Below are 11,280 nucleotides of genomic sequence, written 5' to 3'. Positions count from 1 at the left end.
ATCGGCCCGCGACTGGCCGCGTTGGTGCCCAAGGGAGGACGCCAGGCCCGTTATGCTGGGCCTCGTGGCGGCGGGCGCGATCCTCAGGGACCGGTACAAGCTGGGCCGTTTTCCGATGGCGCACAAGGGAATGGGCGAGGTTTGGGTAGGGCAGGACACCCTGCTCGATCGTCCGGTGATCGTGAAGTTCGTCAACGCTGCCACGCCGAACATCGACGTGGTACGACGATTCCGCCGTGAGGTCCTGCTAACCGCCCGCCTCGATCATCCCGGCGTGCCCGCCATCTACGACGTTGGTGAGCAAGACGGCCGCCCGTACGCCGTCCTGCAGCGGATCCACGGAATCTCTCTGAGTGATCTCGTTGCAGAGCAAGGTCCACTCCCGATCGGCTGGGTGGCCGCCATCGGAGCTCAGATCAGCTGCGTCCTGCTCGCTGCTCGACAGATCGGCCTGGTGCACAGGGACATCAAGCCGAGCAACGTCATGCTGGACAAGAGTGGGGCCGTAAAGGTGCTCGACTTCGGACTGGCTGCCGTGCCTGATGACGACCGCTACTCGCGGATCACCCAGAGCGATCAGAGTCTCGGCACGGTGGGCTACATGGCTCCCGAACAGATCCTCGGCGAGCCCACCGATCACCGCACCGACCTGTACGGCCTCGGAGCCACCCTCTTCGACCTGCTCACCGCACACCCACCATTCGAGGGGGTCACCACCACAACCACGCTGCGACATCAGCTGGACGACCTGCCTCCTCGCCCGACCCACATGCGGCCGGAGACCCCGGCCGTACTCGATGACCTGGTCTACGCGTTGCTGGCGCCCCGCCCGCAGGACCGACCAGCCACGGCCACCGAGGTCTACGCGGTACTGGCTCCACTCGCCCAGGACCTGGTGCCGATTCCGGGGTTGCTTGACGACCCCGCCGGGGCCGTACGGGCCTACGCCGCGATAGTCGGGCGAGTACCAGTCCAGTCTCGACTCTTGGCGGCGGCCCCCTCCGAGCAGACCGAGCTCGACGTAGAACGGACCGCCGAGCAGGCGGACCAGTTGCACGCCGCTGGCGAATTCCGTGCTGCCGCGCGACAGTGGCGGCGGCTCGCCGAACATCAGACAGAGCGGCGGGGCGCCGACGATCCGCTGGTCTTCGAGTTCCGACTGCGTGCGGCCCGCGCGCACGTACCACTTGGCGAGCACGACCGCGCCCTGCGCCAGCTCAACCTGCTGCTTCGGGACCGCATCCACGCGGACGGATCCAGGCACGCCGCCGTGCTGGACCTCCAGCAGGAGATCGAGCAGCTCAGCAAGCAACGGTCCGCTCCCCGACAGCCCTCGCGACACGAGGCAAAGTCGGATCGCTAAACCACCGAGGTAGTAGTGCCGCCTTCTGCTCGGGAAAGCGGGCACCGCGGTAGTGGAAGTTCAAGGCGCAGTTTTGCCCACGCGTTTCGGTCGTCAAGGCGCGTCGAGCCAGGCGCGAGTACATGTTGCTGTGCTTCAACCATGCCGCCTCTTCGCCGTGCCGGTCGAAGCCGCGACCGCTTGCGGCATGACCGAAGACATCGTGGACCGCCCGGAACATGTCGTTTTCGCTGTCACTGAGATACGGGTGCGGGTTGCTACTGGCTGCGCTGGCCCAGACCTTCAACCGGCGTTGCCATACGTCTTCGACCATGGAACCGACGTCCGTGTACGGGTCCTCGTCAACGATTCGCACCGACAGACCGAGACCACCGAAATCAGCCCTGCCCACTAGGAAATGGTACTGCTGCACGGTCTCCCGACAGAACGCGGCGTACGAAGCGTAGGCGCGCACATCCCGGACGGGCGCGGCCATGTACGCCTCCGCAATGGCGGCGCCGACGACCGGGTCAAGGCGCACTCGCTCGTACGCGTTCGGAGGGGTGGCGTCCGCATCGACGGAGCAATACCGCCGTGCACCGCCATGCACGTAGGTGACCGGCGGAAAGCTCGGGGACGGAGCAGCGAGCAGCGCGGTTGCGAGCAAGGGTGTTCATGGTCCTCCTTCGATAGTCGGGGCGGCGGATCAGATCAGGTCAGCGAGCTTCGACACCTACTCGCGCTTCACGCACCTCTGGGCTCTCGTTGGGCTTCGTGTGCTGCTCGCGGCGCAGCATCTCGCCGAGCACACGGATCTCCGACGCTCGACGGTTCTGGTACAGCTTTGCGAACTTTCCGACGGTGGTGCTGTGCCCACGACGCGGCATGGGGCCCTCCAGGGTGAGTCGTGAATCGAACCATTGACAAGGTAGCGCCTGTGAACACCGCGCACAAGACTCCTTTAGATGGTACCGTTCACACGTGACTCAAGAGCCAAGGACGGCCCCCAGCGACGCCACTCTCACCGCCAGCGGCATCGCACGTCTGGCCAACGTCGGCCGGGCTGCGGTGAGTAACTGGCGTCGCCGCTACGCCGACTTCCCAGCACCCGTCGGCGGCACCCCGACCAGCCCATCCTTTGACGCAGGTGAGGTTGAGAGCTGGCTCCGTCGACACGGCCGCCTACACGAGGCCAGCGCTGAGCAGTGGGCCTGGCGACACATCGAGAGCTACCAGCCCGGGGCGCGGATCAGTGACGCGCTCAGCATCGCCGGCGCCTACCTGCTCATCCGCTCCGATCGACCCGAGGCCCCGGCCGAAAGTATGCCTACCCCACGAAAGCTCCTCACGCACCTCCGCGCAATCGACTCCGACCTGGCCGACCTAGTCGACGAACTGCTGCCAAAGCAATGGACACCGCAGCTCACCACTCTGTTGAGCGCGGTCGACCAACTTGGCCGGGAACGGGAGCCGGAGGCGGCCTTCGAGTACCTGCACAGCCAGTACGTCGCTTCGGCTCACTCGCTCTCCGGTCTTGCCGGCACACCTGATGGTGTCGCGGAAGTGCTGCTGAACCTCGCGGGCACCGGAGCCAGTACGTTCGACTTCACCAGCGGCACCGGATCAATCCTGCGGATGGCCGCCGACCGGGCACTCCAAAACGCTAGCGTCACCCGGTGCTACGCACAGGAGATCAACCCTCAGTACGCCCTGATCACGCTGCTGCGACTCTGGTTCGTACACCTACGCGCGAAGCGTTCCGGGCATGCAGCGCAGCCACCCGTCGTCCACATCGGCGACAGCCTTCTCGCCGACGCCACGCCCGACCTACGGGCCGACGTGGTTGTGGCCAACTTTCCGTTCGGCATCCACGACTGGGGCCACGATCGCCTGGCCTACGACCCCCGCTGGACCTACGGGCTGCCACCGCGCACCGAGCCCGAACTCGCCTGGATACAGCACGCCCTGGCTCACCTCTCCCCCAGCGGAACCGCCGTTGTTCTCATGCCCCCGGCTGCCGCTCTACGCCCAGCAGGCCGTCGCGTCCGCGCTGAACTAGTCCGCCACGGAGCGCTCCGAGCTGTCATCGCCCTACCCGCCGGCCTGATGCCGCCGACAGGCATCGGACTGCACATTTGGGTGCTCAGGCTGCCCGACCTGGGTCAGCCACACGCCGGAACCCTACTGGTTGTCGATACCACTACCGCGCCAACCACCGGCGCCATCGCCGACGTCGCGGGAGCCGCCTGGCGCGCCTACCTGTCCGACCACTACGCCCAAGAGCCCGGCGTCCACCGTGCCGTACCCGCAATCGAAGTACTCGATGACCAGGTCGACCTCACACCGCAGCGCTACCTGCCACGAGCAGACGAACTCGCCACCAATCCGTCACAGATCATTGCCAGGATCAGCGACTTCGACAAACTCCTTGATGGGCTACGACGCAGCCTTCCAGCGGTGGAAGAGGTAGAGACAGCAGCCCTTCGGCTAGCTCCCCAGGCCGACATCGCTGACTTGGTCCGGTCGGGCGGCATGTCCATACACCGGGCGGTGTCCCGTAGCAGACCAGCCCACACCGTGGCTGATGGCTTGGTGCTAACTGGAGCCGACGTCCTAGCCGGCACCCCGGCCACCGGCACTGCGACCCGCGCCCCGGACGACGATGCCGGACCGGAAGTACAAGCCGGCGACGTCCTCATCCCAGTCATCGGCCGCAGAATCAGTGCCCGAGTAGCCACTCCGGAGCAAGTTGGGGCCGAGCTGGGAGCCGGGCTCCAACTACTTCGCGTCGATCCGGCCCGATTCGATCCGTGGTTCGTCGCCGGCGTTATCTCCCGTACAGACAACCTGCGCGTCGCTGGTCGCGCCTCCAGCACCGGCAGCGGCGCCCTGCGCATCGATGTCAAGCGGCTCGCCATCCCCGTGCTGCAGCTAGACCAGCAGCAAGCCTACGGACGAGCCTTCTGCCAGCTTGTTGAGTTTCGCATCGGACTTGACCGGGCCGCAGCAACCGGGGCCGCATTGGCTCGCGAGATCGGCGACAGCCTAACCGCCGGCGCTCTCGGCCCCCGGTCCTGAGGAAATCGGCTACCAAGCAGCGTTCGTTTCTAGCGCGCCAGCCGCTGGATCCTAAGGGACCGTAGGGCAGCAGCATACGAAGCACTGTCTTGAAGAAATTGAACGAAATGCCCTAATTTGATATAAAACCTGCAGGTAAATAAGACTACTTTCCGCGCACGTGAGGGCGATCCTTCCGGTCCCCTCCGATTGCCGGAATGTTGTCGGGGTGGATCCCGACAACGGCGTCGCCCATCCATGCCCCCACCCTGGCAGCTCCACCGCCCAGCCGACTGTGTCAGGGTCGCCAACGTGGACCAGCACGGGTTGAGCAGCAACGGCGAGTACGCCGAGCAACAAATCAGCATCATCGGCGAGCTGTGGGCGGCCACAACGTCAGCGATCATGCGCCCAGGTCCGCGCCGCGCCGCCGGCGCCCTGGACCTACTGGGCAACGCTCAACGCAGCGACGACACGGGCCGCTGGCTGCCGCGGCGGCCGCCACCTCACCTCCGGTCCTGACCATCGATGGCAGTCTCAAAGCGTTCACTAATCACTGCAATAGAGCCTCATCAACTATGCTGCAGCAGGGCTAGCTGACCCCTCGAGATACCCCTGCACAGAACAGAACGATCTTGCAGACCCTAGTGAATAAAACGGCGAAGTCGATCTATAAAGCCGCAGGTCAAGAAGCCTGCTCCCCGCGCACGCGGGGGTGATCCCCCTGTCGAAAGCACCGCCGCCAACGCGGTCGGCTGCTCCCCGCGCACGCGGGGGTGATCCTTCTTATCCCATGACACCGCAGGATCCCTCCTGCTGCTCCCCGCGCACGCGGGGGTGATCCGGCCTTGCCGTAGGTCTGGAACATCAGGGCTCCCTGCTCCCCGCGCACGCGGGGGTGATCCCGTTCGGTGCTGGCACGCGGGATCGCAGAACGGCTGGCTCCCCGCGCACGCGGGGGTGGTCCGACGTCGATCTCGACCGTGGCGTAGTCGTGGAAGTGCTCCCCGCGCACGCGGGGGGGTCCGTGCACGATGCTCTCAGCGTCAACGTCCAGGTGGTGCTCCCCGCGCACGCGGGGGTGGTCCGGTCACCAGCTCCACCGTGGCGGTGGCACATCCGTGCTCCCCGCGCACGCGGGGGTGGTCCAGCACCCCGACCGGTCACATTCAGTGAAACCCCGTGCTCCCGCGCACGCGGGGGTAGTCCGAAGATCGGCAAGGCTGCCGGGTCGAATATGGCGTGCTCCCCGCACGCGGGGGTGGTCCGGGACGGCCGCGGCCCCCTCCACGCCGCTCTGGTGCTCCCCGCGCACGCGGGGGTGGTCCCCAATCCAAAATCACCCGGACCTTCTGGCCCTCGTGCTCCCCGCGCACGCGGGGGTGGTCCGGCGTCGGACGGTTTCCTCACTACCGTACGCACGTGCCCCCCGCGCACGCGGGGCTGGTCCCTTCCGCGGGGAGCCGATGGCCGAGTGGGACGGGTGCTCCCCGCGCACGCGGGGTAGTCCATAAGCAATCCTCTGTGAGCCGACCGGTGCCAGCACCTCCCCGCGCACGCCAGAGTGACTGGCTGACCGACCACCGGCAAGGAAGGCTCCCGCTCCCCGCGCATTCGGGGGCGGTCCGGTCTACTGGGTAGCGAAAACTGCACTCGGCGGCCTGCTCCCCGCGCAGGCGGGGGTGGTCCGTTGAGCACGAAGCCGAGGTGCTCATCGCAGGCCTGCTCCCCGGGCACGCGGGGGTGTCCTGACGAGCCCAAGCCGAGCCGGAGGGGCGGGAACTGCTCCCCCGCAAGCGCGGGGGCAATCCCACGTTTGCTCAGCCGGGGCTCGATTGCGGTATGCCTGCTCCCCGCGCACGTAGCGATCCACTTCCTCTGCGACATTGCCTGGACAGTGAGCTGTGCCCGGCTGATGGGGGTGATTCGCGGGAGCAGGTCCTTGCAGTTCGAGCCATCGTCCGCGTCACCCGTTGACTGACGAAGGTTGCGCGAGACAGCCAGTCCGTGCAGACCAAGCCAGAAGCACCCAGCATCCTGTCTGCCATCGACCCGCCCTCTGGGAGCAGGCCGCCGCCCGGCCCGCCACGGCCCTCGGACCCCAACGCCTCGCTCGTACGCTGGCGGGCCGGGCGGCGGTCTGCTCGGCTTGCCCGGGTCGATGGCAGACAGGATGTGTTCACCGCAGCCACCCACTGAGCCGGCAGCCGCATACGGCCCTCGGGCATCCTGGAGCCGGAGCGCCCCCGCCGGAGGCGCGGTAGCCAAAGCCCGGGCGGCGGCAAAACCCGCAGTACGAACGCGTGGTGGTCCTGGTTCGCGGGAACCTTTCGGTGGTTCAACCGTATGTCGCGGATAAGAACCTTGCCGCCGAGTGTTCGCGCTACGACCGGCGCGGCCATCGGTGATGCCTGACCTCCGTAGGACGGGCCGAGCACGGTGCATCAGGCGAGTAGGTCAGTGACGCCCTCTACGGCCGATGGACATGGGACGCGGACGGGCCCGCAAGCCCGCAGCAGAGTCGCCGTCGCTAAGGTTTGAGGCTCGAACGTGGCGAGTAGGGCGTTCGCCAGCAGGCGCTCTCGTGTTAGGCAGAGGCATCGTCGAAGGTTGCCTCTTTGGCGGCGCGGGCGAGGGTGGCTTGGGTGCTCGCGGGGACTCCAAGACGGTTCATGTGGAAGATCACGTGCAACGCGATGATTCCGCGAATTCCGCGTGTGAGCTTGCCCGATTCACGGAGGGCGCGCAGTGCCTCCCCGGTGTCCTCGAAGGCGCTCAGCCAGTCGCTGGCGATGCCGCCGGCGCGAGGTGAGCCGAGCAGGAGGCGGCGGACGTCGGCGGTGATGTCAGTCCATGCTCGAAGGTCCTGAGTGGGTGCTTGGCTTGCCAACGGGCCGCGCTGATCAGCGATCCTGGCCCAGACGTCGCCTTGCTCGTTGATGTCGAGGCCGGCGGCGCGCATGAGCGCGGTACACAGGATGAGCGCGTGTTCCCGCCGGTCATCGGGGTCGTCGCCGAGGTAGTCCAGGAGGTGTCGGCTGTCCTGGTGGAACAGGGCGTGGGCGGCGCTCATGCCGGCAGCGCCGCCGAAAGCATGGATCTCTGGCTCGTAGATGTCGCTGGTCCAGCTCACGGTGTCGGTGAGCAGTAGGTGCACCGGATCGCCGGTGGACGTGGCAGGGAGGTAGCGAATCCGCCACGGGCCCTTGCGGATGAACCACCACGAGGTGATCAGGCCCTCGGCCTCGGCGGCCGGTAGTACGGGGGCGAGGTGTTCGACAGCTTGCATTTCCCGTTTTCTGGAGTCTGGGCCGGGATAGGCGACGTTCACCTGCTTCCAGGAGTTCTGTTCCATGAGTGCCGTCCGGTCGATGTTGGCGGTTTAGCAGAGGAGTAGGCAGGCGTCCCACGAGGTCTCCGTGGTTTCGAAGGTGGCCAGAGCGGCGCCGGATGTCCCGTCGAGGAAGCCTGCTGGTTCGCCGGCAGCACCTGGGGCCTGCTGGTGGAGACGCTGTAGTGGCGCGAGGGGTATGGGTGTGAGGGCATCAACGGCGATACGGCGGGCTGTTGTGAGGAGTCCGGCGGTTCCGTGGCACAGGCTGCGATCGGCGAGTTGGCCGATCTGGGTCGGGTCGTTCAGGCAGGCGACGATTGCGCTCTCGGCGAGGCGTTGGCGTGTGGTGTCGCCGAGGGCGAGCGCGGTGAGTTGCTGGGCGCGGGTGAGGCCGGGGGTGCCGTAGCACCAGGACGGCCGGAGCGGTCCGCGTTGGCTTGGGTCGCCACGGTCAAGGTCGTCGAGCGTAATGGTCTGGGGCCACCATGGTCCGATGTTGGTGTGGCGTTACCAGGTGTCGAGCCAGTCGCAGATGCGGTTGATTGCCTGGGTGTGTTTGTCGACGGATGTGCCGTCCCGGAGGGTCAGCGCCAGGAGTGCGAATGGACAGGTGATGCCGTGAGCGATGCCGTGGTTGCTGGGCCGCACGTGACCTCGCAGCACGCCATCCTGCTCAGGGCTGGGTAGACCTCGGCGCACGTCCTGCAGTACTGCTTGTTCGCTGGTCGATTCACCTGACCCTTATCAACTACCCTTAGCAGGATTCTCTTTCTTGCATGCCGACTGCGCCAACCTGAACGAAGACCAAGCGGGACGATCTTGCAAAACCTAGTGAATGAAAACCACGAAGTCGATCTCTAACGCCCCAGGTCAAGAAGTGTGCTCCCCGCGCACGCGGGGGTGATCCCGAAACCACGACGGAAACCGTCGGGGTTGTTGTGTGCTCCCCGCGCACGCGGGGGTGATCCGTCTTCGACCTCGACGCGTACGTCGACGAGCACGTGCTCGTGCTCCCCGCGCACGCGGGGGTGATCCCTGATCGCACATGAGTACCACCGCACCAAGGCCGTGCTCCCCACGCACGCGGGGGGTGATCCGGCGTCCACACTGGCCGGCACCGTGACGGGCCTGTGCTCCCCGCGCACGCGGGGGTGATCCGGACATCTACACCCTCCGTGCCGCGCCGATCCAGTGCTCCCCGCGCACGCGGGGGTGATCCCTTCAGTCGCCTCTCCGGCGACAACTACCTGCCGTGCTCCCCGCGCACGCGGGGGTGATCCCTGACCCCATCCAACGAGGATGATCGAACCTTCGTGCTCCCCGCGCACGCGGGGGTGATCCCCAGCACCAGGACAACCACAGCGGCCAGAGCAAGTGCTCCCCGCGCACGCGGGGGGTGATCCCACGCTGCTGCTGCGGGCCGGGGGTGGCAGCAAGTGCTCCCCGCGCACGCGGGGGTGATCCCCGTCCTGGGCGGTCGGCTCCCAGTAGGAAACCGTGCTCCCCGCGCACGCGGGGGTGATCCGGCGTACTCCGACAAGACCGGCCGATTCGGTGGGTGCTCCCCGCGCACGCGGGGGTGATCCTTCGACCGCGTGTCCACCGCCGAATATGCTGGCGTGCTCCCCGCGCACGCGGGGGTGATCCTGGGCGACGTGGAAGTTGCTCACAAATCGACTACTCGGCGGCGAGCAGCTTGAGGATCGCCGGTACAGGTACCAGGTACCGCCGGCCGATACGCAGGAGGCGCACCGGGAACTCGTTGGTTTTGGCCAGCTCGTAGGCCTTGGTCCGCCCGATGCCCGAGATCGCCGCAGCGGTCTCCACATCGGTGGTGACGCCGAGGTCCCGTACCGCATCGATCGTCCACACCTGCCCCTGTATCCCGCCCCGGGTGTAATCGTCGCTTGTGGTGGTTGACATCGTCGGTGCCCTACCCTGACGTCGTAACGACGCCGGTATCGACGTCAGCCCTCACGATGCAATCGACCGGTTGCCTGGGACGCTGCCAAGGCAACCATCCGGAACAGGTAACGGCATCAGCCACCTGCGGCTTAAGCCTTGGAGGCGTGAGGGCCGCCGGGCCAGGAGGCCCGCCTCGACGATCGTGTGGAGGGCGAGCGCGGCGGCATGCACTCAAGGTGCGATCAACCCACCCGAGCACGTCCGGGCCTGGTCACGATGGCGCCGACGACGCCAACACCAAGCCCAAACCTGCCATTACCGACGAGACGGCTGCCCCTGACCAACCGCCGCTGGAGTACTAACAGCAACGGCTGGCCTGGGTGCTCCCGCGCCTCGCCTACGGCCGCCCAGTCTGGTCCGCTACCAGCCGAGTTCAAGAACCGAGCGGATCGATGTGCTCTGGCGAAAGCCCTCTGGCCCCTCTGCCACGACACGTCCTCGCCGGACTGCGAATTGCATCCCTGCGCCCCGGGTCGCACGGATCTTGGTCATTCACGTACCGTGGTCCTACCTCGCCGTGGCGGGCGCATCACGGAAAGCGTTGACCGAGCAGGAAGCCGGGGGCGAATGCAGCAGGGCAGCAGGCATGAACGCCTCAGACTGGCGAGCCTGGACTTCCTGGGCGACGATTCCGTCTTACGCAAGCAGGCCGACCGTGCGCTGCGCGAGACGGGACGTGAACTGCGACCCGAGGAGTGCTCCGGGGCGGACCAATCCGGCTCCGTTCGCGTGGTGATCAACGCACAGCGAGAGGTCTCGGCTGTCACGATCGCTCGCGACTGGCGCAGCCGGCTCGGCCCCAGCGGGTTCGCCGATGCGCTCTTCGAGGCGTACGCCGCCGCCGTGCAGGCTGCCGTCGAACTAGCGGCGCTCCTTCATCTGCAGGCGGAAGAACGTGGTCCTGCAGCGCCGGAACGGAGACCGCTGGACAGGAGCCCCGAGCGGGACGTCGACGAGCACACCTGGCTGCGCGCCACCTGGCGGACGCTGGACGACCTTGACGCAGAGTTGGACGCGGCTCGCTTGCCCAGGCGGACGGATGAGTCGAGCATGTCGAGCCCCAACGGCTGCCTGACGTTGCACATCAGCGGCGGCGGCATCACCGGCATCACCGGCGACGCCAGGCGGATCGCACGGGCAGACGCGGGTCAGCTGCAGTTCGAAGCCCGTTCCGTCTTCCGCGCGTTCGAGCTGGCCAGCGCCAGACGGACTGGATCGTGAGGTAGTGAGATGGCTGAACTGAACGTCATCACTGATTCGCTACGCGATGAGGGAGGTAAGTGGCTGACGCTGTCGGACCGGGTCGCCGCCATCAAGATCGCTGCTGAACAGCTCCACCTCGACACGTCGGCCTTCTTCATCGGCGACGCGAACGTCCTCATCCACTCGTTGGCATACAACGACTTCCACAACTTCATGGTCGCCGTTCTGAATGGGGCGGTGACCGAATTCGAACAGGTGGGCAAGGCCCTGCGGCACATCGCCGACGAGTACGACCGGGCCGACGAGATCGTCTCGCTGGACCTCAACAAGATCTACAAGGCCTAGCGACCCGCCGCGCGACGTTCGGAGAGGCACGGAG

9 protein-coding genes and 1 CRISPR repeat array are annotated in these 11,280 nt (G+C 66.8%); of the genes, 5 read left to right on the top strand and 4 right to left on the bottom strand.

The window, feature by feature from the left end:
* Window positions 1–64 precede the first annotated feature (64 nt).
* Window positions 65–1,363: a protein kinase gene (locus AB0B57_RS02900; RefSeq protein ID WP_357064573.1), complete on the top strand. Its 1,299-nt coding sequence runs from the start codon at window positions 65–67 to the stop codon at window positions 1,361–1,363.
* On the opposite strand, the gene AB0B57_RS02895 is transcribed toward AB0B57_RS02900, so the two are convergent.
* Window positions 1,302–2,009, bottom strand: a complete 708-nt coding sequence (locus tag AB0B57_RS02895; protein ID WP_357064571.1) for a hypothetical protein — start codon at window positions 2,007–2,009, stop codon at window positions 1,302–1,304. The two genes, AB0B57_RS02900 and AB0B57_RS02895, sit on opposite strands and share 62 nt — an antisense overlap.
* 314 nt (window positions 2,010–2,323) lie before the next feature.
* Here AB0B57_RS02895 and AB0B57_RS02890 point away from each other — a divergent pair, with 314 nt between their 5' ends.
* Window positions 2,324–4,420 (top strand): N-6 DNA methylase, encoded by a 2,097-nt coding sequence (locus AB0B57_RS02890; RefSeq protein ID WP_357064569.1) that lies wholly within the window; start codon window positions 2,324–2,326, stop codon window positions 4,418–4,420.
* A gap of 291 nt (window positions 4,421–4,711) precedes the next feature.
* The gene (locus AB0B57_RS02885) at window positions 4,712–4,921 is read left to right on the top strand and encodes a hypothetical protein (protein WP_357064567.1); all 210 of its coding nucleotides are present in this window, start codon (window positions 4,712–4,714) and stop codon (window positions 4,919–4,921) included.
* 2,065 nt (window positions 4,922–6,986) lie between these two features.
* Here AB0B57_RS02885 and AB0B57_RS02880 read toward each other — a convergent pair.
* The 3 genes from AB0B57_RS02880 to AB0B57_RS02870 form a co-directional block, all read right to left on the bottom strand.
* Entirely contained in the window at window positions 6,987–7,754 is a 768-nt protein-coding gene (locus tag AB0B57_RS02880) for a thiopeptide-type bacteriocin biosynthesis protein (RefSeq protein ID WP_357064565.1), read from the bottom strand.
* Window positions 7,755–7,781: 27 nt separating this feature from the next.
* Window positions 7,782–8,204, bottom strand: coding sequence for a lanthionine synthetase LanC family protein (locus tag AB0B57_RS02875; protein ID WP_357064969.1), 423 nt, complete (start codon window positions 8,202–8,204; stop codon window positions 7,782–7,784).
* A 408-nt stretch (window positions 8,205–8,612) separates the two neighbouring features.
* Window positions 8,613–9,380: direct repeats of the CRISPR family, unit length 22 nt; unit sequence GTGCTCCCCGCGCACGCGGGGG.
* A gap of 30 nt (window positions 9,381–9,410) precedes the next feature.
* Window positions 9,411–9,656 carry a helix-turn-helix domain-containing protein gene (locus AB0B57_RS02870; RefSeq protein ID WP_357064563.1) on the bottom strand — a complete coding sequence of 82 codons (246 nt, stop codon included), beginning with the start codon at window positions 9,654–9,656 and terminating at the stop codon, window positions 9,411–9,413.
* 609 nt (window positions 9,657–10,265) lie between these two features.
* Between AB0B57_RS02870 and AB0B57_RS02865 the strand changes: the two genes are divergently transcribed.
* Complete coding sequence (locus AB0B57_RS02865; protein ID WP_357064561.1) at window positions 10,266–10,919, top strand: YbaB/EbfC family nucleoid-associated protein; 654 nt, start codon at window positions 10,266–10,268, stop codon at window positions 10,917–10,919.
* Between the two features lie 9 nt (window positions 10,920–10,928).
* Complete coding sequence (locus AB0B57_RS02860; protein WP_357064560.1) at window positions 10,929–11,246, top strand: hypothetical protein; 318 nt, start codon at window positions 10,929–10,931, stop codon at window positions 11,244–11,246.
* Window positions 11,247–11,280 lie beyond the last annotated feature (34 nt).

Origin of the sequence: Micromonospora sp. NPDC049101 (genome assembly GCF_040648675.1) — a bacterium.
Lineage (GTDB): Bacteria > Actinomycetota > Actinomycetes > Mycobacteriales > Micromonosporaceae > Micromonospora.
Note: the sequence above shows the minus strand (reverse complement) of the source record. Positions and strands in the feature narration are given on the sequence as shown.